This window comes from Niallia sp. FSL W8-1348 (genome assembly GCF_038006745.1).
GTDB lineage: Bacteria > Bacillota > Bacilli > Bacillales > Cytobacillaceae > Niallia > Niallia alba.
Window position 1 is genome coordinate 2,562,683 of record NZ_JBBOVV010000001.1, and the last position, 22,374, is coordinate 2,585,056.

At 35.3% G+C, this 22,374-nt stretch carries 18 protein-coding genes and 3 pseudogenes; 12 read left to right on the top strand and 9 right to left on the bottom strand.

Going from position 1 to position 22,374, the window contains the following annotated elements; all coding sequences use genetic code 11:
• Positions 1–103 precede the first annotated feature (103 nt).
• The 3 genes from NST60_RS12265 to NST60_RS12275 all read left to right on the top strand — a co-directional run bounded on the left by NST60_RS12265 (position 104) and on the right by NST60_RS12275 (position 2,603).
• Entirely contained in the window at positions 104–1,441 is a 1,338-nt protein-coding gene (locus NST60_RS12265; protein WP_341097941.1) for an ISLre2 family transposase, read from the top strand.
• A gap of 440 nt (positions 1,442–1,881) precedes the next feature.
• Positions 1,882–2,328 carry a hypothetical protein gene (locus NST60_RS12270; protein WP_016201632.1) on the top strand — a complete coding sequence of 149 codons (447 nt, stop codon included), beginning with the start codon at positions 1,882–1,884 and terminating at the stop codon, positions 2,326–2,328.
• Entirely contained in the window at positions 2,316–2,603 is a 288-nt protein-coding gene (locus tag NST60_RS12275; protein WP_016201633.1) for a YxcD family protein, read from the top strand. The genes NST60_RS12270 and NST60_RS12275 overlap by 13 nt, the downstream gene beginning before the upstream one ends.
• Positions 2,604–2,662: 59 nt before the next feature.
• Here the strand turns inward: NST60_RS12275 and NST60_RS12280 are convergent, their stop codons facing one another.
• Positions 2,663–3,700, bottom strand: coding sequence for a PTS transporter subunit IIC (locus tag NST60_RS12280; protein WP_016201634.1), 1,038 nt, complete (start codon positions 3,698–3,700; stop codon positions 2,663–2,665).
• A 289-nt stretch (positions 3,701–3,989) separates the two neighbouring features.
• Complete coding sequence (locus NST60_RS12285) at positions 3,990–5,450, bottom strand: sugar porter family MFS transporter (RefSeq protein ID WP_341098855.1); 1,461 nt, start codon at positions 5,448–5,450, stop codon at positions 3,990–3,992.
• A 967-nt stretch (positions 5,451–6,417) separates the two neighbouring features.
• Here NST60_RS12285 and NST60_RS12290 point away from each other — a divergent pair.
• From NST60_RS12290 to NST60_RS12325, 8 genes and pseudogenes are all read left to right on the top strand, one after another.
• Positions 6,418–6,888: a helix-hairpin-helix domain-containing protein gene (locus NST60_RS12290; protein ID WP_169189453.1), complete on the top strand. Its 471-nt coding sequence runs from the start codon at positions 6,418–6,420 to the stop codon at positions 6,886–6,888.
• Positions 6,888–7,169 carry a VOC family protein gene (locus tag NST60_RS12295; RefSeq protein WP_016201637.1) on the top strand — a complete coding sequence of 94 codons (282 nt, stop codon included), beginning with the start codon at positions 6,888–6,890 and terminating at the stop codon, positions 7,167–7,169. The genes NST60_RS12290 and NST60_RS12295 overlap by 1 nt, the downstream gene beginning before the upstream one ends.
• 245 nt (positions 7,170–7,414) lie before the next feature.
• Complete coding sequence (locus tag NST60_RS12300) at positions 7,415–7,885, top strand: GNAT family N-acetyltransferase (protein ID WP_169189451.1); 471 nt, start codon at positions 7,415–7,417, stop codon at positions 7,883–7,885.
• 261 nt (positions 7,886–8,146) lie between these two features.
• Positions 8,147–8,695, top strand: a complete 549-nt coding sequence (locus NST60_RS12305) for a GNAT family N-acetyltransferase (RefSeq protein WP_224428056.1) — start codon at positions 8,147–8,149, stop codon at positions 8,693–8,695.
• A gap of 62 nt (positions 8,696–8,757) precedes the next feature.
• Positions 8,758–8,999 (top strand): annotated as a pseudogene (locus NST60_RS12310) (metallophosphoesterase family protein); the annotation flags it as partial.
• Between the two features lie 331 nt (positions 9,000–9,330).
• The gene (locus NST60_RS12315) at positions 9,331–9,882 is read left to right on the top strand and encodes a hypothetical protein (RefSeq protein ID WP_205835685.1); all 552 of its coding nucleotides are present in this window, start codon (positions 9,331–9,333) and stop codon (positions 9,880–9,882) included.
• A gap of 95 nt (positions 9,883–9,977) precedes the next feature.
• On the top strand, positions 9,978–10,655 hold the full coding sequence (locus NST60_RS12320) for an HAD hydrolase-like protein (RefSeq protein WP_016201642.1): 678 nt from the start codon (positions 9,978–9,980) through the stop codon (positions 10,653–10,655).
• Positions 10,656–10,771: 116 nt separating this feature from the next.
• A pseudogene (locus NST60_RS12325) lies at positions 10,772–11,502 on the top strand (alpha/beta fold hydrolase).
• Positions 11,503–11,931: 429 nt separating this feature from the next.
• On the opposite strand, the gene NST60_RS12330 reads toward NST60_RS12325, so the two are convergent.
• The 7 genes and pseudogenes from NST60_RS12330 to NST60_RS12360 all read right to left on the bottom strand — a co-directional run bounded on the left by NST60_RS12330 (position 11,932) and on the right by NST60_RS12360 (position 19,831).
• On the bottom strand, positions 11,932–12,771 hold the full coding sequence (locus NST60_RS12330; protein ID WP_016201644.1) for a sugar phosphate isomerase/epimerase family protein: 840 nt from the start codon (positions 12,769–12,771) through the stop codon (positions 11,932–11,934).
• 19 nt (positions 12,772–12,790) lie between these two features.
• Complete coding sequence (locus NST60_RS12335) at positions 12,791–13,471, bottom strand: rhamnogalacturonan acetylesterase (RefSeq protein WP_341098856.1); 681 nt, start codon at positions 13,469–13,471, stop codon at positions 12,791–12,793.
• A gap of 39 nt (positions 13,472–13,510) precedes the next feature.
• Positions 13,511–14,248 carry an alpha/beta hydrolase gene (locus tag NST60_RS12340; protein ID WP_341098857.1) on the bottom strand — a complete coding sequence of 246 codons (738 nt, stop codon included), beginning with the start codon at positions 14,246–14,248 and terminating at the stop codon, positions 13,511–13,513.
• Positions 14,226–15,644, bottom strand: a complete 1,419-nt coding sequence (gene uxaC, locus NST60_RS12345) for a glucuronate isomerase (protein WP_101729962.1) — start codon at positions 15,642–15,644, stop codon at positions 14,226–14,228. Before uxaC ends, NST60_RS12340 begins: the two co-directional genes overlap by 23 nt.
• 225 nt (positions 15,645–15,869) lie before the next feature.
• The gene (locus tag NST60_RS12350; RefSeq protein ID WP_040342743.1) at positions 15,870–17,375 is read right to left on the bottom strand and encodes a UxaA family hydrolase; all 1,506 of its coding nucleotides are present in this window, start codon (positions 17,373–17,375) and stop codon (positions 15,870–15,872) included.
• A gap of 9 nt (positions 17,376–17,384) precedes the next feature.
• Positions 17,385–18,803 (bottom strand): annotated as a pseudogene (locus tag NST60_RS12355) (tagaturonate reductase); the annotation flags it as partial.
• 20 nt (positions 18,804–18,823) lie between these two features.
• Positions 18,824–19,831: a LacI family DNA-binding transcriptional regulator gene (locus tag NST60_RS12360; protein WP_101729960.1), complete on the bottom strand. Its 1,008-nt coding sequence runs from the start codon at positions 19,829–19,831 to the stop codon at positions 18,824–18,826.
• Between the two features lie 275 nt (positions 19,832–20,106).
• Here NST60_RS12360 and NST60_RS12365 point away from each other — a divergent pair, with 275 nt between their 5' ends.
• On the top strand, positions 20,107–22,320 hold the full coding sequence (locus tag NST60_RS12365; RefSeq protein WP_341098858.1) for a helix-turn-helix transcriptional regulator: 2,214 nt from the start codon (positions 20,107–20,109) through the stop codon (positions 22,318–22,320).
• Positions 22,321–22,374: the final 54 nt, after the last annotated feature.

Here is a 22,374-nt window from a genome sequence, read left to right on the forward strand (position 1 = left end):
CCAAGCGAAAGCGCGGTAGCTGGAAAAAATTAAGTATTAAAAAAGAGAGCTTCCTTTTGTAAAGTAGAGTTTGACTAGAAAACTACGAAAAGGAGAGGCTCTCATGAATCAATGTAACATAAAAATGCCATCATTAAAAGAATTGGAAAAAACTTTATTTCGAACACTACAAATGACGTTTCAAGAAATCCTTGTTCAAACGTTAGAAAATTGGGATCAAGAGATTGCCAAGCAACGAGACAAAAGAAGATTTGCTTTACGTGATAAACGAGAAATACGATTAGATACAGCGTTTGGAGCTGTGGAGCTGAAGCGTAATTATTATTTTGATCGTGTGACTAAAAAATATATTTGTCTATTAGATCACTATATACAGTTTCAGGGGAATAAGGGATTTAGTCCGCTACTAGAAGAATGGGGGCTAGAACTAGCGACAAATGGCTCCTCCTATCGAAAGGCGGTGGAAACGTTCGAACAATTTTTAGGCTATTCGGCGATGAGCCACGAAGCATTACGGCAACATCTTCTTCAAACAAGCGTACTTCCCGCTAAGGAAAAACGCCCTTTTCAAAAGGTATTGTTTGTAGAAGTAGATGGATTATATGTGAAGAGTCAAGAAAAGAAAAAGCGTGGATGGGAGTTGAAATTCGCCGCTGTACACGAGGGATGGAAAGAAAACGGAAAGCGAATCAGGCTCCGAAATAAAAGGCATTTTCTTTATGAAGGAAAAGAACCCTTTTGGGAAGCCTTTGAAACGTTCTTACAGAATCATTATGCGTATGATCCTACCCAAACCTTGCTTATTATTAATGGTGATGGAGCAGGCTGGATAACGGCATGTCGGGAGTATTTTCGGGAACGCGCCTTTTTCACCATGGACCGTTTTCATGTCGCTCGTTCGATGAAGCAACTAATGAAGAGCCATCCTCGATACCGCTACATGAAAAGAGCGTTAAGAAACTACCAGGTAGAAACATTACTTCTAGAGTTGAATAGCGCAGTAGGAACAATGGATACACCAGAAAAAGAAGAAAAACTAGAGCATTTCCTTGCCTTTTTAACGCATCATCAGGAAACCATAAAAGATTACCGTAGTTGGTTACAGGAAAAAGGTGTGGACACGACAGCGTATCGTCCAATGGGAAGTGCAGAGGCGATGATGAATCAATTAGCCAAACGATTAAAGAATGGAAGAGCATGGAGCAAAAAAGGGGTCATGAGCATGGCGCGCTTGTGGATTGGATTGAAGGATGACCTATCCATCCAAACGATATATGGGAAATGGGAAAAAGCCACGGAAAAATCAAAGAAAGAGCATCGAGCGAAAAGAAAAATACCCACAAAATTAGTAACAGAAACCGTGCGTCAGAACATGCCATACTTAAATCAAGCGATTGGAAAACCCGTTCACTTTGCCTTACAGGGATTAAAAGGTTTTTAAAAAATGAGAGAATCAACAGTTGGAAGAACAAAACCAATTGGAAAGCGGATACAAACTTAGAGGTTTTACTTTATAAAAAAGGGAGCTAAAAAAACTCCCACAAAAACTTGACTCAATCGCTTTCATCATATAAGTTGACTAGACATGTTGTTTATATTAAAATGTATTTATACTTAAAAATTGCATACTCCAAAGGGGAGTAGCTAACAGTTACGTCGTCAATACGCGATTAAATCGCCGGCTTAACTGGCAACTGGATGTTGTTTGCGAGACCTTTGCCGTTCTTGGTAAAGGGATAAATAGATACATTTTTAAAGCCTTTACCAATCAAATGGGAGGGCTTTTTATTTTTCCTGCAAATACTAACAAGGTAAGGAAAATATAAAGTCTAAGGTATGCTTAGTATACAAAATCGATGATAATTATCAGGAGGAATAAAAATGAAGAAAATTTTATCAGCAATTCTCACATTAGGATTGGTTTTATCACCAGTAAGTATCGTGTTTCAAGACTCGGTTACAACAGTTGAGGCAAAGTCTTATAAGTCCGGAAAAAGAAGCTTTAACAACAATAATAGCAATACAAATAATAATTCCTTTTTCCAAAAGAAAAATAATACAAACGATACGACAAAATCAAATCAATCTAGTACAACAAATAAATCAGGTGGCTTCTTCTCTGGCGGCGGTTTAATGAGAGGTTTAATGGTAGGGGGGCTTGCTGGTTTATTATTTGGTAGTCTTTTTGCCAATATGGGAGCATTTGGATCTATTTTAGGGCTGTTAATTAATATTATTGCGATTGTATTGGTATTCAATTTAATCAAGAAATTATTCACTTTCTACCGAAACAAGAAAAGAGAGGAAGCAAATAATTGGAGAAACTAATCATTCCGGAACAAGATATTATTAATGCGATATGTGTTTATATCTCGCGAAAAAAGCAAGTGCGACCAGAGGAAGTAGAAGTAGAGCTAATGTATGATGATGACTATGGATTTTCTGCCGAAGCATACGTCCAAGATCGTAAACAAGTGCTAATCACTCAAAATATGATTGAAGCACTGCGATTATGGTTAGATGAGTATTTAAATATGGATCCCTATATGGGGTTAAAATTAGTGCTCGATGAAGAAGAGGGAATTATTGCGATAGCAAAATAGAGAAAAAGTAGAGGATACCAAGGTTTGTTAACTGGTATCCTCTACTTTTTGGATTAAAATCAATCAAAATTTAATTTATAGTCGTCCGATTTAATCATTTTTAATTTTTTTGAAAAAATGTACAGGAAGAACACATTTAAAAGAAACGGAATAATTAAGAAGGTAGAAACCATTATAGTAATATTTTTACTAGTCCAGCCGCCTTCTGCTAAGCGCATAAAATTCATAGGACCGACTAATCCTGATAATCCAAAGCCAGCGCTATAAGGTGTCCCTTGGATATTTAAATAGCCAGCTAATCCACCTAATACAGCAGCAGTAATAATCATTGGGATAACAATCTTTGGTTTCATAAAGAAATTCCCCATCTGGATTTTAGGTGATCCAAGTACATGTGCCAATGCAGTCCCTAGAGAGTTTGCCTTATAGCTTGCTATTGCTAATCCAATGCCTGCTGCGACAATTCCTAGGTTTGCAGCCCCTGAACCAACTCCAGCCAGAGAAATAACGGTTGCCACCCCTACTGTAGAGATAGGAGAAAGAATAATTAAACAGAATACGACAGCAATAATAATACCCATTAGGATAGGTTGTAGGTTTGTAATATTTTCGATTGCAATACCGATTAATCCAGTCGTAGATTTCATATACGGCAATAATAAATAGCCCGCCATTCCTGGTATTAAAATACATAAGGTTGGTAGTAGAAGAATAGAATATGCTTTCAGGCGGTCGCCGACAAAGCGAACAAATAATACCGCAAGTGCAGCGGTAATACCAGTATTTATCACGACCCCAATGCCATTTAAGGTAAATAATCCATCTGCTGTTTTTTGAACAACACCACTTCCAACCATTGCGGCAATGCCGATACTAGCTGTTTGAATTGAGGACAGCTTGAAGGATATTCCGACCATTACACCAATCAACACAGGTAATAAGCTCATAATAAATGCAGTAATATCTAAAACGTGCTGAAGCGGAGGAAAGAAAGGAATAAAGAGCTTTAATATTTCACCAAGTAATGCATTTGGGATTAAAGAAACGACGATTCCGATACTCATACCATTTAATAATTTACTGAAAAACTCTTTCACCTTAGAACTCCCCATTCTCCTTGAATTTGGAGTTTATTATATTGTAATATTTGGATACTCGTCAATGATTATTTTTAACGCTTCAACGCAGGAAAGTAAAAGTGATGCTAGTTTATCTATCTTCTATATAAATTGCAGTAAATTAGTTGATTGATTTTAACAAATGTAAAATTATCCGTTAAAAAAAATGCAAATTGTCAAAACGAAAGAGAGTTCCTACCTTTTTGAGGGGAACTCTCTCTGAAAAGCTAATGAAATACTTTAACTTTTATTATTTAAATAGTAAAAATTAAGAATGTAGTTGGTTTTCTCCTATTTTAGTTTTCCGGACATCTCGAGGTTGTTTATCAAAGCCGCGGAAATACTGTTCTAATTGCTCTAACGTTTTTCCTTTTGTCTCAGGCAAGAATTTGCTAACAAACGTTATCGCAAATATACCCAGTACCGCAAATAGAAAGAATGAATTGGATAAGCCGATATTATCGAGAAGTATCGGGAAAACTAAACCAATGAGAAAGTTTGTGGTCCATAAGCAAAATACGGAAACACCCATTCCAACTCCTCTAAGCTTTAAAGGAAATATTTCAGCTAGCATAAGCCATGTAACGGGGGAAATCGCACCTTGTTGGAAAGCTAAAAAAGTAACAGTCATGCTAAGTACAGCATAAGGCAGAATGGTTGTTCCACTTAAAGTGAAGGAGAAAATTCCAATCAATAGTAGGGTAGTTGTTGTACCGATTAATCCTGTAATAAGCATCGGCCTTCTACCTACACGTCCAAGTAGCCAAATTCCTACAAATGTAGCTAAAACAGAAATGACTCCATTCGCTATATTTGCTATTAAGGCAACTTCCGTAGTGAATCCTGTATTTTGCAATATTTGTGTACCATAATACATAATCGAATTTACACCGGTAATTTGCTGAACGATTGCGATTCCGATGCCGAGAAAAACAATTCTTCTAATCCATGGTTCTGCCAAGTCTTTGAAACCAACCTGTTCGACTTTTGCTTCTGATTCGACTGCTTTCTTGATTTGCTGTAATTCTGCTTTTGCTCTTTTTTCTTTTCTAATATGCAATAGTACGCGAAAAGCTTCTTTAAATCGGCCCTTCGATGCATACCATCTCGGACTTTCAGGTACTACAAGCATTCCAATCCATAAAACAATAGCAGGGATTGATGCAATGACGAGCATATATCTCCATGCATGTCCTGCTCCGTCCATTGTATTTCCGATAATGGCATTTGTAATATAGGCAAGTAATTGACCTGTAACAATCATTAATTCATTTTGTGTTACCATTTGGCCACGGCGTTCGGCTGGGGACATTTCCGCCAGAAAAGTAGGAACAGCTACAGAGGCTCCTCCAACCGCGATACCTAGTAAGAAGCGGAAAGTAATCATTATGGGGATATTCGGTGCAAAAGTACAACCGAGTGTTGTAATAAGAAAGATAACAGCAAGATAAAGAATAACCTTTCTTCTTCCATAGCTGTCTACCAGTTTACCACTGAACATCGCTCCGAAAGCTGCTCCGAATAATAGGGAGCTAGCAACGAGACCCTCAGTAACTGCATTGAGGTTAAGCTGATCTGGACGGGCCATATAAGGTAAGGCACCATTAATTACTCCAGTATCAAAGCCAAAAAGAAGACCACCAAATGTGGAGATAATTGCAATAATTTTTAAATTGTTTTTTTGATTTGTTTTTGGGTTCCTACTGTCAGGATTTAATTGATCACTCATAGTTATTTACTTTCTCCTCCTCTTATAATAATGTTTTTTCCGTGTGTTCATTATTATATTTGTGATTGAAATGTAAATCGATGTTCATCTCCTTTGCTAGTTTATATGTTCTATCCCTTTTAAAAATGGAAACCTTTCAGTGTAAGACAAAGGTAATTGTTTTACTAGAATAATAAAAGGAATAAATCTCCTTTATTATACATTATTATCAGAATATTTCAAATTGTTCGTAGCGTTTTATTATGTAAGGGATAGGCGTACCAATATATTACCCTGATAAAAAATTTTAAAAACATATTTAAATTCGGGGAAAATTTTTTTCTTCCCTTTATGTGGCTATTCTATTTTGTGATGGAAGAATTTCTGAAAAAGGCTGTTTTCGTAAAGTTTATTGCTATTACCCGCAGACGGAATACACTTCGTTTTCAGTGGGTCTCAGACTGTCCCGATAATCCCACAGGAGTCTTCGTGTATTCCGTCTGCTCCATTTTTCCAACTAATTCTTTTTTTTCTATTGAAAAAATAACAATCCTTTAGAAAACGTCTTGAAAAAAGGAGACCCGTTAAAACTAAGTAGTTCAGTTTTTGTGGAGAAACATCGTAAATAGCACATAGATTATCATACCTTTTAGCACAGTAAATAGCAGAACTATTTTCCTTGATATATCAACGTTTTTATAAGAAATTAACAACAAACTATCATAACAAATAGCACCCAAAATAATAACTTGACAATGCCTATTGTCATTGTGCGAATTAGTGTGCTAATTTACTTGTAAAATACTATGTGATTATCAGTCTGTTGCGAGAAAAATCAAGGATTTATAACAGTATGTGGTAAAATACACTTAAAGATTATGAAAATTTAGTTCTTCAACTAACGAGGCAGGATAGTTGAATTAGGAGGATATTAAAAATAATTGTCGAAGTTTACAATTATCTATTATTTTTAGATAGGAGGGATAATTTGAATTCATATCCAAAACTACCATTATCTAATGATGAAAAAAAACAGTTACGAAAAGCTAAAGTAAAAATAGGTGAAATACATACACTTAATACAACTCAAATTGTAGAGATATTAGAGACTTCAATTGAAAGGGCACGGCTAGTTAAAGCCTTAGCAGAATTTCAAACAGTACCGACTATCGGATATGAACTAGCAGAAAAACTGGTGTTCCAGTTAGAACTTTTTTCTTTAGAAGAGATAAGTCAAAAAAATGGGGCTCAGCTTTTTGACAAATTAGAACAGAAAATGGGTGTATGGACTGATAGTTGTGTTGAGGATCAAATACGTTGTGTAATAGATTATGCAAATAACCCAGGCAGTAATAGAAAATGGTTTGATTTCACGAATGAAAGAAAATCATATAGAAGTACTTTTGGATATCCGGAAGATAGGCCCAAAAAAGCCTGGTATGATAAAGGGAGGATATAATGAAAACAAAGTTATCACACGTTAGAGTAAATGTTAAAAATTTAGATACAGCATTGAAGTGGTATACTACTGTATTAGGATTTAAAGTCGCTGGTACTTGGCCACCAGAAAAACCCAACTATGCACACTTTGAAGCTGACGTATTCGCTATTATGGAGGATGAAAATTTTCCATCATACGGAAGGTTTAATTTTGATGTTTCAGATGTTGAATCATTTTGGAAAGAAATAAAAGATAACGTAAATATAATTGAGGAACTTTCCTTAACCCCATGGGGTTAAGGAAAAATTTACAATTCGTGATTTAGACGGGAATGAACTAGGATTCGTTCAAGAAGTTGAATAGAATAAAAATCTAAGATTGTACAATATCTCACAAAAATTAATGGGTGCGATACTTTTACTAAAAGGTATCGCATTTCTTACTAAAGTTGGATAGTTGAACTAGAGTGAATAATAGATGTGCCAAAATTGGTAATAATTGTGGGATTGGGTAAATATAACATACAAGTGTAGGGAGATTAAAAATGGAGATTCGTTCAGTATACAGTTTAGATTACTATGAAATCTCGCCATTACTAAATCAATGGTGGGGAGGAAGACAAATGGCAGATAAGTTACCAAAGCTCTTTTTTGATCATTTTACAGATACAAGTTTTATTGCTGAAAAAGATGGGAAAATAGTAGGATTTCTTATTGGGTTTTTATCACAATCAAAGTCTGAAGAGGCGTATATTCATTTCGTTGGAGTACATCCAGAATATAGAAAACACAATGTAGGAAAAACACTCTACAACAAATTTTTTTATGTGGTTAAACAAAAAGGTGGTAATATAATCCGTTGTGTAACTTCACCTATCAATAAAGTTTCAATTTCCTTTCATACTAATATGGGTTTTGATATTGAACAAGGAGATGCAGTCGTAGATGGAGTTCCCGTGTATAAGGACTATGACGGACCAAATCAAGATAGGGTTTTATTTAAAAAGAATTTATAATAAATTTGGGACCCTCATAGAACTATCGGGGTAATAATCCATGAAGGATTATTACCGTTTTTGGTTATGGTACTAACAGGGCAGCATTCCTGTAATAAGTGGAATCTTGCTTATGGTAGAAAAGGGGCAGGTTTGTGGAAGAAGGTTTTTCCTTTTAATTGGAGAATAGTTATTATGATAAATGTAGGCAATATCTAAAATTAGATATTGTCTTTTTATTTATAGAAATTAGAAACCATTTCGTCATGGGGGACTCTTATTATGAAATATGATGAAAGCAATAAGATGATTACTACTGAAAGGCTAGTAATTAGATTATTCCACGAATCTGATGTAGTAAATGTAGCCAACCTTTGTAATAACTATAATATTTATAAAAATACACTTTATTTACCCTATCCATATTCAGTGGATGATGCTAAATCTTGGATCCAAAACCATCTTGAAAATTATAATAATGAAATGTCTTATGAGTTTGCAATAACTGATAAGGAAAATGGTGAGCTATATGGAGCTATAGCACTATTAAGCAATCAGAAGTTTAACAATGGTGAAATAGCATACTGGATTGGTGAAGAATTTTGGGGAAATGGATATGCAACAGAGGCAGCGCAAGCAATTTTATGGTTTGCATTTAATGAAAAACACCTACACAAAGTATTTGCTCGTTACTTTAAAACAAATCCAGCCTCAGGAAGAGTTATGCAAAAACTAGGGATGAGGGAAGAAGGGGTACTAATTGATCAGGTAAAGAAGGATAATCATTATTTAGATTTGGTTTATTATGGAATCATCAACTCATATAAATAAGCAATCGGGATAGCAATCCTTTAATAGTTAGAAACCTAGCTTATGGCAGAAACTGGCATTTTTATGCAATTCTTGAAATTGATGAGACAGGGATTGCTGAAGTGAGGTTTAAAAAAGTTTCCTATGATGTTGAAAAGGAACTAAACAATGCTGTTAGTAAAAACCTTCCTTTTATTGACTTATATCGAGAAACGCTCGAGACAGAAAAACTCATTCCCATGAAATAGAATTACTACAACAAATTATTGATAAATTTGGTTATAAAAATGAAATAATAAAATTTTTTGAAAAGAATTATTGGTGATTAAAAGAGTTTTAAGAGCAAAGATAAGGTTCTCATTTGGGAACTTTTTTTTTATTTAGAAACAATCCTGGTAGCATAATAAATGAAGAGAATCTTTTGTGTCACAAACCTCGCAGAATAGTTTAAGTGAAAATGATTTACAAGTCCATAGTGAATAGTAAAATAAGACATCTTAGTTATCAAACTAGGCATAAATGTACAATTGAATTATTTTGGAGTTCCAATACGTCTGTAAAAAAATGTATTTACATACATAGAAATTCTAGGTAAAATATAATTAATTATGGGAAAAATTGAGATAATACTTAAGAAAATAAACAAGGTGGGAAGAATGAGAGTAAATATTTTTCTATTGATTGCATTAATTATATTAATTGCTATTCTAGGCTACCGAATAGTTCCCTTCTTAACAGAGGGACGAAGCTATTACTTTAAGCATACTGATTCAATCGACCTTTCAAATGAATCTTTTGGGCATGTACGACTAAACGATAATATTAAAAATCAATCTTTTATAAAACGTTTTGGAAAGCCACTTTCCATGGAAGACAATGATTTATATGATTATTATCATTGGGAAGGTGGATTAGAAACTGCCTCCATTAACAGTGGGAAAAACAAAGGGGATATAATTCGGATAATAATTAATGAATCAGATGGAGTAAAGAAAAACACCCGTCTTAAAACAGCAAAAGGAATTGAAATTGGGAGTACGAAAAGAGAGATTATTGCTTTGTATGGATCAAGTTATTACAAAAGAAGCGAACAAGGGGTTGATATTATAGGTTATGTTGACCATAAATATGATGTAACTATTGAATTTTGGTTGATAGAAGGCGATAGAGTTGGAGAAATAAGATTAGATTACGCAAATATTAACTGATGCGGCAGACTTGCCAGAATAGTTAATAATTCTTTTTTCTTTCTATGATAAACAGGAGGAGAAAAACAGAAATTTTTAAATTGGGAGAGAACACAATGTCACAATCAATTATTTTTGATATGGATGGAACACTGTTTCAAACAGATAAAATTTTAGAACTATCACTTGAGGATACTTTCAACCATTTACGGTCATTAAATAAATGGGATACAGTAACACCAATAGATAAATACCGTCAAATTATGGGTGTACCTTTACCAAAAGTCTGGGAAGCATTGCTACCTAATCATTCCAATGAAGTAAGAAAACAAACTGATGCTTATTTTCTGGAAAGATTAATTGAAAATATAAGAAGTGGAAAAGGTGAGTTATATCCAAACGTTAAGGAAGTTTTCAGTTATTTAAAAGAAAATAATTATTCAATTTACATAGCAAGCAATGGTTTATCGGAATATTTAAAAGCAATCGTTAATTACTATAATTTGGATAATTGGGTTACTGAAACCTTTAGTATACAACAAATTGAGTCGTTAAATAAATCAGACTTGGTTCGGACAATATTAGTAAAATATAATATTACATATGGAGCAGTTGTTGGGGACCGATTATCTGATATTAATGCCGCTAAAGATAATGACTTAGTTTCAATTGGATGCAATTTTGATTTTGCTCAAGAAGATGAACTTTCTCAAGCTGAAGTAATAATAGATGATATAATTGAATTAAAAACAATATTACCTAGATTGACTAATACGAATTTTATTAATGAGTAAAAAGCACTTTTGCTAATTATGCCCCTTTCTTAAAAAATAGATAGAGTTGTGAAGATTTCACTTACCGCAACCGATGGCGGGTAGCATAAGTTGGCATAATGAAAGGAAATTAATAGATGGCTAAAGAAATGTTTGTGCAAATAAGTGGGTGTAAAATTTATACTAAATTGGTGGGAGAAAATAACGGAAAACCAACTGTCATTATGGATGCTGGATATGGAGATTTTTCCAAGGCTTGGGATTCAGTAATTAGGGATATTTCAATGCTCTCTATGTTCTAATTTATGATAGAGCAGGGCTTGGGAAAAGTGAAAAAAGTTCTAACCCCCGAACCAGCATTGAGATGGTAAAAGAATTGAAGGAACTTCTTAAAGAAGCCAGGATTAAACCTCCCTACATATTAGTAGGTCATTCATTTGGTGGAGTTAATATGCGAATATTTGCAACTGAATATCAAAATGAAGTTTGTGGACTTGTTTTGGTTGACTCTACGCCTGAAGATTACAGAGAAAGGTTTCTCCCAACAATGTCACAAGAATTTCAACAAGCATACAACAAGCAATTCGTGTATGAAGGCAATTATAATGAATTTATGGAAAGCCTAAAGCAGTTAAAAGATACTAAACTTAAATTAAATGTCCCACTTATTGTTCTTTCAGCTGGTAAAAAAACTCATTATTCAAAGGAATCACAAGAGTTATGGAATGAAATGCAGGAATCGATTCTTGGTATTTCCTCTGAAAGTGAATTGGTGATTGCTGAAAACAGTGCTCATTATATTCAAAATGATGAACCAGAAGTGGTAGTCAGTGCAATACAAAAGTTAATTGACAAGATTAGTTTGTGAAGAAATGTACTTAAACAATCGGGGGCTTTAATTGAATAAGAACAACACATTCTATAAAAAAGCTTGGGATATCCCAAGCTTTTTTTGTTGCGTTAATTGTATTGTTAATTCGCTTGCTATTTACGTTGCGAAAACGTATGTTTTTGGGGCTGTGATTTTAAGTTTTCTCCACGTTATCTGAACTACTTACGTTAAAACGGAACTCCTTTTTTACTAGCTTTGTAGTTGTTTTAATTGAAAAAATTTTCCCCTTTTGATCATTAGTTCATCATATGTACCAAATTCGATACAGCTTCCGTTCTCAATCACAGCAATTTTATTTGCGTTTTTTATGGTGGATAATCGATGAGCTACAATGAATGTTGTTTTAATTTTTCCTCAGAATGGCTGTCAGAGACATTCAAGGAATTTCACAGCTTAAAAAATTCCTTATAAACGGTAATACATTTCCTTTAAATAATCGATTGCAGGTCTAATTGCTTCCCCTTGCGTTTCTTCTAAAGTAGCATGAAGAAAAGGTCTGTTGTCCTTTAAGTATGCTAGAATTGGCTCAAAATTTAGCATTCCCTTGCCAACAGGGACAATCTCTATTTGTCCTTTATTAACGGTTAAATCCTTTAAATGAATCATTGCAATATGCTCATGTAATAAGTCTAATGCCTCATTAAGAATAAAATCGCTTTCTGATACATTATCAAGGTTTATTAAATTCGCTCCATCTAGAATAATTTTTAAATGAGGGGACTGTACCTCGTCTACTAAACGCTTCGCTAAAGCAGCAGAATAGAGAGGGTGGTTAAGTCCAGCCTCAATTCCAATAGTTACTCCAAAATGTTCAGCATACTCTACTAATTCCAGCACAGAGCTCCTTGCGATTTGATAAGCTTCTTCTGTGAAGTTTTCAGGCGTAAAGCCCTCTCCAACACTGCCAGTTTCTGTACCAACGAGGCTAGCACGAAAGTCTCGGGCAAGTTGTATATGGGTTTTAAAGCTTTCTAATGCCTCTTTGCGAACAGCAAGATCTCTGCTTGAAATATTAACATAGCAGCCTAATGTGCTAATTTTTATCCCGTTGTTAGCAAAGTAGTCGCCAAAAAAGCTTGCTATTCCTGGTGAAAGACTCTGAAGGGAAGGTACATATTTTGGAAAAGATTTTTTAATCGCAAATTGAATATTGGTAAATTGATAGTCTTTTAATTGCTTACATAATTCCGCTAGGCTTAGTTGACCTAAATCATGGGCACGAATACCAAGATTAAGTGTTAGCACTAGTATCCCTCCTGAACGATTATTTTAAGAATCTCTTTAAAGGTAGATCACTTTCTTTTAGCGCATTACTAATAAGCTGGGCTATTGCTTCTGCCCCATATTCATTAAAATGGGTATTATCTTTTATTCCATTTGGATAATTGCTAGATTCATGAGCTTCAAGGTGAAGAAAATAGTTTTTAGACAAGTCAGGGCCTAAGGATTGGAACAGTTCCATCGATTTTTTATGAATATCCAGAAGCGCTATATTGTGTGTCTTTGCAAATTGCTTCATTGCTAGTGGATATTCGCCAAGAGACATAGAATCAATGAGTTGGTCGGTGAAATGCCGGCGAGAAACAGAAGTGAGTAATACTGGTTGCGCACCATGTTTAAAGGCGGTATTTATAAATGTATGTAAGTTTTTTTGATAGTCTCCGTAAGGTTCTGTTCCGCGCACTGGATCATCTTTTTGATCGTTATGTCCAAATTGAATAAATAGATAGTCTCTAGGACGAATAGTGTGCTCAATGGCAGATAGTCGTCCCTCATTTATAAAAGATTTTGTGCTTCTGCCATTGATGGCTCTATTATCAATAACAATTTGGTCTGTGAAAAAAGCAGAAAGCTTCTCTCCCCAGCCAGTTTCCGGGCGCCTATCAGCTGTTTTTTCTGCTGCTGTAGAATCTCCTGCTATAAATATTGATATTTTGTCTGGCATTATTTTTCCTCCAGTATTCTAGTCAGTGAAATGGATTTATCATACAAAAATAGTTTTTAACCAAGCTTCGGCTAAGCTCAGCCATCGATGGACATAGGGGGAATCCTCTGCCAATGCTAATCCATGTTTTCCAGAAGGAAAAATATGATATTCAAACGGAATGCTGAACTTTGCCAAGCTTTCTGCTAACATGATGGTATTTTGAATAGGAACAGATTGATCGTCCGCTGTGTGCCATATAAAAGTTGGTGGCATATTTTTATCGACTAAATGCTCAACCGAATAGGCCTTCACTAGATGGTTAGGCGGATTTTTTCCTAAAAAATGCTCTCGACTTCCAGAATGCCCATATGGTTCTGTAAAGGTAACAACTGGATAGCATAAAACCAAAGCGTTAGCTCGATTACTAATTTTTGTGCAGGCTAGACTTGCAAGATGTCCACCAGCAGAAAAGCCTAGCACACCTATTTTATTCTCTACTAAATGCCAGTTATCTGCATTACTGTGTAGTTGCATAAATACTTCTTCCAGTTGATTGATGATACTTATAGGATTGATTATTCCAACAGGATAATAGAGGATTCCAGCATGATATCCAATCGAATGAAGCCAATTTACGATAGGTTTTGCCTCTTTTTCTGCTAAATGGTGGTACCCTCCACCTGGAAAAACCAGTATGAAGGGTCTTTTTTTATCATTCAAAAGGGAGAGACTTAATGTCATATGCTGATTTGCCTCTAGATTATGATTATGATTACCGTGGATGATTTTCAACATAAGAACGCTCAAATCCGAAGTATTGTTTAGCATTATCATAGCTAATGGCTTCTACTAGGCTACCGAGCAGGTCTTCGTCTGCTGGTGCTTCGCCACGTTCTACGATTTCTCCAATAAACTCACAGAGTACTCGGCGGAAATATTCATGTCTTGTGTAAGAAAGAAAGCTTCGCGAGTCTGTCAGCATCCCTACAAAAGAGGAAAGAAGACCAACATCACTAAGAACTGTTAACTGATGACGCATTCCAGCTCTCGTATCGTTATACCACCATCCTGATCCTAGCTGAAGCTTACCAGGTGTATTTTTTTGAAAGGATCCCATTAAAGTAGCTAAAACAAAGAAATCATTTGGATTTAGAGAATAAAGAATCGTTTTAGGTAATTTCCCGTCTTTTTCTGCTCGATTTAAAAGGCGCTGCAAAGGAATTGCAAGAGGAAGGTCGTTCACTCCGTCATATCCAGTATCAGGACCGATTTGATCAAACAGTGCTGAATTGGTATTGCGATATGCATGGATATGAAGCTGCATTGTCCAATTATGCGCATGATAAAAACCGATTAAGCGAGATAATGTCTCGGTACGATAAGCGCTGATTTCATAGGAAGATAATGCTCCATTTTTAAGTCTTTTTTGAAAAATAGCTTCAAGCGTTTTTTCATCTGCCTCCTCATACGTTAATATATCTAGTGCATGATCAGATAGTCTGCCACCCATTTGGTGGAAATAAGCTACACGAGTTTTAAGAGCGTCTATTAATCCTTGATAGGAAGTGACGGAAACTTGTGATTGTGTACTTAGCTTTTCTATCCACTCTATAAATCCATTTTGGTCAATATTTAATACTTTATCGGGACGGAAGGAAGGAAGCACCTGAAAATGCTGTTCTTCGTCCTTTAATAGTTGATGGTAGTGTAAGTCATCGATAGGATCATCGGTCGTACAAACTACTTTTACATTTGAGTTAGTGATAATATTACGACGCTTGAAGTCGTCAGTAGTTAATTTTTCATTTGCTAAGTCCCAAATAAGAGGAGCATTTTCCTCATTTAGTAATAAATCTATTCCGAAGAAGCGCTTTAATTCTAAGTGAGTCCATGTATATAATGGATTGCCAATCGTTTTTGGCACAGTGCGTGCCCATGCTAAAAATTTATCATAATCAGAAGCATTTCCAGTAATATAGGACTCTGGAACTCCATTTGCACGCATTAATCGCCACTTATAATGATCGCCAGCTAACCAGGCTTCCGTTAGGTTTTTAAAATGTTTATTTTCATAAATTTCCTTAGGGTCTAAGTGACAATGGTAATCAATAATAGGCATCTGCTTTGCATGGTCATGAAATAGTTTTTGCGCGATATCATTTTTTAATAGAAATTGATCATTTAGAAACATTAGAATCCCTCTTTCGTTATTTATGATTTATAGTTGCTTTTATTATCTCAGAGCCCGTTATGCCCAAAAGAAGATAAAAAAGGTAACAGAGAAGACACCTCAGAGCCTCCAGCTTCCAAGAAAGTACCAAATGAACTTCTTTTCAAGTACAAGCTAGCACTACGCTACATCAATCTTCTACACTTTTAGCCAAACTCCTTGATAAACTTCTAATTTACAAATCTGTTATAAAGTAACTCCTGTTTTAAATATAGCGATTTCGCGGACGCCATTTGCTTCGTTGCGCGTTTTTTCTCCGCTTGCGACAGCAATCACTTTTTCAATAAATTCTTCCAGAACTTCATTCATTTGCCGCTCTAGTAAAGGACCAGCATTAAAGTCCATCCAATGCTTTTTGTGTTCATAAATAGTTGAGTTGGTTGCTACTTTCACTGTTGGAACAAAACTGCCGAATGGGGTTCCTCTGCCTGTTGTAAATAAAACTAAGTGACAATCAGCTGCAGCGAGAGCAGAAGAGGCAACTAAATCATTGCCTGGTGCCTGCAGTAAGCTTAGCCCTTTTTTGGAGATTTTCTCTCCGTACTGCAGAACATCTACAACGGGTGCTGTGCCAGCTTTTTGGGTACAACCTAATGATTTATCTTCTAGAGTAGTAATCCCGCCAGCCTTATTTCCTGGGGAAGGATTTTCATACACAGGCTCCCCATAGGAATGAAAGTATTGTTTAAAGTCATTGATTAAGTGCACAATATCCTCAAAAACCTGTTCGTTTTCCGCTCGTGCCATAAGCATTTGTTCCGCTCCAAACATTTCAGGTACTTCTGTTAAAATGGTACTGCCGCCCTGGGAAATTAAGAAATCGGAAAATGCCCCTAATAGCGGGTTAGCTGTTATACCAGAGAAACCATCGGAACCGCCACATTTTAAGCCGATATTTAGCTCAGCTATTGGAATTGGTTCTCTATGATCATATTTAGCAGCTTCATAGATTTCTTCTAATCGTTCTAATCCTGCGTCTATTTCGTTGCCTACCTCTTGGGCAACTAAAAATTTAACTCTTGAAGCATCATAATCTCCTAGTAATTCTTTAAATTCAGCGACCACGTTATTCTCACAGCCTAATCCAAAAACAAGAACCCCTCCAGCATTTGGGTGCTTCACTGCATCTATTAATATACTCCTTGTATTTTCATGGTCTTCGCCTAATTGAGAACAGCCATATGGATGTTTTAAAATCGTAATATTATCAAATGTACCTAGGTCAGGATGAAGAGCTTCGAATTCTTTCAACATATACTCAGCCGTGCCATTTACACAACCAACAGTCGGAACAATATATAAGTCATTGCGAATTCCGACTTTTCCATTTGCTCGTCTATATCCTTGGAAGGTGAGGTTCTTTTTTGGATATTTGACTTGATGGATATCTTGCTGGTACGAATATTTTAGTTCTCCATCTAAATTTGTTTTCACATTATGAGTATGAAGCCAATCACCACGAGTAATTTCCTTTAGCGTATGTCCTATAGGATAGCCATATTTGATGACATTGGTAGATGTACGAATATTTGTTAAGGCTATTTTATGTCCTTGTGGTATATCATGGTTAGCTGTAATAGAGATGCTATCTAGGTATAATGTTTCTGAGGCTGTAATTGGTCGCAGTGCAACCGCCACATTGTCTCGTTCGTTCAACTTTAATAGGGAAGGGGGCTGTTTTTTGTTTAGCATCTTTTTTAAAACAGCTCTTGCTCCGTCTTTTCGAAGTTTATGGATATAGGTAGTAACCTCGTCAACTAGATCAGGAACCGTTGATAAATCTTTTTCCCATAGATTTTTATTGCCTAAGATAGTAAAGGCAACTGTTTCCGGATTTTTCCAAGCTTTTGAAAACACCTCTAGCACCTCTTGACTATCATTTGGTTTATACTGGCTTCCACGATAGGTCAGGAATAATGCAGCAAGGGAAGCTGTCATCAACGGTGGCAATTCTTGATTTTTTTCTTGGTATTTTATTAAAAGTGGCAATAAGCGTGCTTTATATTTTGAGACACTATTTAAAGCGATAGAGGTTAATTCATGGCGAATAAAAGGATTTTTAAATCGTTCCATAATCGATGTTGCATATGTGTTTAATTCTTCTGTTGGTAGAGGCAGTAAAGGGATAATTTCTTGGGACATTAAGTGATTTACAAAAAAAGCAAAATCTTTATCATTCATGACATCTTCCACTGTTTCTAGACCAGCAAGCAATCCAAGTGGAACCATTGCTGTGTGAGGACCGTTCAACAAATGAACCTTTCTTTCCCGATATGGTGTCATATCATTTGTAACAATTACATTTAACCCTGCTTTTTTAAGAGGAAATGTTTCTTTTAATTCTTGTGGACCTTCGATAACCCATAGTAAATAAGGCTCTGCTTTTACCATAAGGTTATCGATATAACCATGTTCCTGATTAAGTAGTTCAGCTTGATCACGTGGATAGCCTGGTACGATACGATCAACTAAGCTGCAACAAAATGTATTTTCAGCGTGAATCCAATTAATGAAGTCTTGCTCTAAATTCCATAGGCTTGCATACTGTAGGACAACTTCTTTCAGTTTTTCACCGTTACGATCAATCAATTCACAAGGGATAATCGTAAATCCTCGGTTTTTTAATTGAAAGCGCTTATATAAAAGGGCAGTAAGTTTTCCAGGAAAGCTAGTAGAAGGTTGATCAATGAGACAGTCCTTTTCATCAAATTGTATTCCTGCTTCTGTCGTATTAGAAATGATAAAAGCTAATTCTTCATCTTCTGCTAATTGTAAATATGTTTCCCATTCGTCATAAGGATTAATTAATCGATTAGCAGTCGTTATAATTTCACTCGTATGAACAATTTCCCCTTGGAAGAAACCTTCAAGGATGACAGTATAGAGATAATCTTGCTCCTCTAATGATACTTTGGAAGGATGTCTTGTAGGTTTCACAAGCACAGCACTGCCATTAAATAAATGTTGGTTATTCATTTGCTGTAGTTGCCAATTAAGAAATCCTCTCATAAAATTACCTGATCCAAATTGAATGACTTTCTCTGGAAAAAAAGATCTATTTGGCTTTAGTTGTTTTGACAGCTTCTTCACTATATTTCCTCCTTTTGCACACGTTAACATTTTATGATAAAACAAAACAGTTATGACTGTTTTGTTGGGTAACTAAGGGATTCTCTTTTAACTAAGAATGTATCAACTAAAATTTGAGTTTCCTCTAACGTTTCACTGTTCATTATTGCTATAAGCTTTTGCGTGCCAATTTCGCTAATTTTATCAATGGGCTTATGAATAGTAGTTAAGGCTGGAGTAGAATATTGGGCAAAGGTAATATCATCAAATCCAATAATCGAGATATCACTGGGTACCTGCTTATTTTTCGAAAAACAAGCCTTTAATGCACCAATTGCCATATCATCATTAGCACAAAATACGATAGTTGGTGGGGTGGGAAGTTCTAATAGTTGAGTCATTCTATCATATCCACTTTCCATGCTATAGTCACCGTCTACCAAATATGCTGATTGTATCGGCAGATGATGTTTAGATAAACTATTAATAAATCCTTGTTTTCTTTCCGCAGAGGAACGAAAAGAGCTTTTTCCGTTGATATACCCCAATTTTTCATGCCCAAGCTTAATCGCTTCATCGATTGCATTTTCGACGCCCAGCTGATCATTCGCAGAAACATTTGGAATAGATGGATCATCCAACCTGCGATTTAGCACGACCATTGGGATTCCGATTTGCTGTATATAGTAAATAAATGCGTTGTCTGTATCACTTTGACTAAGTACGATGATTCCGTCAAATCGCTTGGAAATAACTTTATCAAAATGGACGAGTGTATCTATCTCGTTGACTGCTATGCTATAATTTTCGTCTAAAACAGAATTAATTCCTTTAATGACATCAACTAGAAAACTCGAACTTGTTCCATGGCTAATGCTAGAGAAAAAAACACCAATTGTGTAAGATTTCTGGTTTACAAGACTTTTAGCATTAAAGTTTGGGACATAATGCAATTCTGCTGCGATTTTCTTAATTTTGTCTTTTGTAGCTGGTTTAATGAGGGGACTATTATTTAGCGCCCGTGACACAGTAGTGTGAGAAACGCCTGCAAGCTTTGCAATATCCTTTATGGTAACCATAGTTCCTCCTAGTAATTATGTTAACGTTCACATTTTATAATTCATCTATCTATTTGTCAATCAGACATATGATGCACACGTGAAAAAATCCTCTCGCAAAAGATAAGAAGTATATGCTATTATATGTATATTGTAATCCAAAAACTAGGAAATAATCTTTTTCCAGATATAAGAAAATGATTATTTTTTAGTAAATAAAGTTAAACTATCGAATGATTTGATAACGCTTTCAATAATAGTGTGATAAAATTAGTTCAGTCAAGGAGTGTGAGAGCTTGAAGAAATTAAGGTTGTTTTACAAATTGTTTTTTCCCTTTTTCTTATTAGGGATTAGTATTGTAGTAGGCTTTAGTGTATTTATCTATAACTCTACCTATCACTCCGTCGAAGAGGAATTTCTGAAAGATAAGCAAAACTACACAAAACAAATCCTTAACAATGTAGAGCAAAAGGTCCGAACGATTGAATATGGATATACAGCATATAGTTCTACTGCAACTTTCGAGACAATTTTTAAGCAGCCTTTGTCGGGAAAAGACTTTGATACATACCGGGATATAAAAAAGGAAATCAATTATATAGAAATGATGGGCATAGAAGGAAGTAAGCATAATCTCATTAGCATTGATCAAAATTGGGGAATTATGGAGGGTTCTCTGAAAGAATTATCTGAAGAGGAAATTGCAGAATATAAGCAAAAATATATTAATGAAGCAACCCAAAGCTTATTTTGGCGACCAACTAGTACCGGTATTGAGATGATTATGACCTTGCCCATTTATCAAAGGGATAAATTTGCCTTAGGAATATCCAATATTCCAAGAAGCAGCATTGATGAGATTGTTGATAATGAAAAAGATAATTTAGTAGAAATTTATAATAGCAAAAATGAATTATTATATTCAAGTAGGAAAAAAGCAAGGCTATTGTCTCTCGAAAATTATGAAGCAATCATGAACGAGGGAGAAGACATCAAAATGGTAGACGCAGACGGCGAAAAGTATGTGTATGCCCAATCAGACTATAATCGCTGGATTTATGTAGTGCAAATTAATCCGACGGAAATATCCAATATGATTAATAATACAAGGATTGGTCTATTAATCGTCTCGACCCTGTTGATCATTTTGGTCGGTATCATTTCTTATATGCTTGCTAACTCATTTTCTCGGCCAATCCGTAAAATTCAGGAGAAACTAGCTATACATGATGTGAGTGGCCAGAAAAGTGAACTTTCTCTTGTCGCTGATTCTGTTGATAAAATTATCGGACAGAATGAAACATTAGTGGCTAGCTTAACTATGCAAAAACCGCAGCTCGAGACTTTGTTTGTCTTAAGCTTATTTAGAAATAGAATTACAGCAAATGAAGCAAAGCATCGATTAAAGCAATTTGGTTATTTTTTTAACGAAACGAATCATTTTTACACAGGGTTAATTCAAATCGACAATATGGATAGTCAAAAAATTGTGGAGAAAGATTTATACTTATTGGCTTTAAATAATATTGTGGAGGAAATAGTCCCTGACAAGGAAAGATTAATCCCCATTGTATTAAACGATGAGATGCAAGCGACCATATTTATAACCGATGAAAATGATTATGAGTCTAGTCGAAGAATTATGAAGTATTATGAGGAGATTCAAACTGCCGCAAAGGAGTATCTGGATATCACTATCAGCGTAGGGATAAGTCCTGTTTATAAAACACTAATCAGCAGCAAAAAAGCAGTCGATTTAGCAAAGGAAGCGCTACACTATCGTGTAAATGTAGGGCCAGAGTCGATTATTTTTTATGATGATATTGCTCCTCTTTTGAATGATGCTTCCATTTCTAAATATCCTGTAGAATTGCAAAATGAGCTAGTAAATACGATTCGCTCAGGTAATGAGGAGGAAGTGAAGGAGACAGTAGACACGTTAATTGACGAAATCTTCCGGATGAATAAAAATCCAGTCAGCTTAGAAGTAACGCTTATTCGATTAATTAATGAGATTATTCAATTGGGTCAGCTGTTAGGTGCGGAAGCGAAAATTTTTGACAGTATAAAGCCGCTTTATTATGAGGCGATAAATGCCTATTATCCTGATCGAATAAAGCAAATGCTAATTGAACACCTTATTACGCCAATCATTATAAGCACACAGGATAAAACAGATAAGGAATTTCGCTCTTTATCCGATAAAATTGTTCAAATCATTCAGACAGAGTATGACCAAGAAATTTCTCTAGATATTATTGCCGACCGTCTTCATTATAATCCTAATTACTTAAGCAGTGTTTTCAAGAAAGAATATGGAGAAAACTTTGTTGACTATCTAATGGGTTTTCGGCTACAAAAGGCAAAGTCATTATTACAAGAAACAAATATACCAATCAAAGAGATTGCCGAAAAATTACAGTATCGAAATTCCCAAAACTTTATTCGTTTTTTCAAGAAAAAAGTAGGAATGACTCCAGGTGACTATCGAAAACAATATAATCATTAACAAAAAAAGCGTGTAAGATAGAAGACATCCTATACTTGCACGCTTTTTCATATT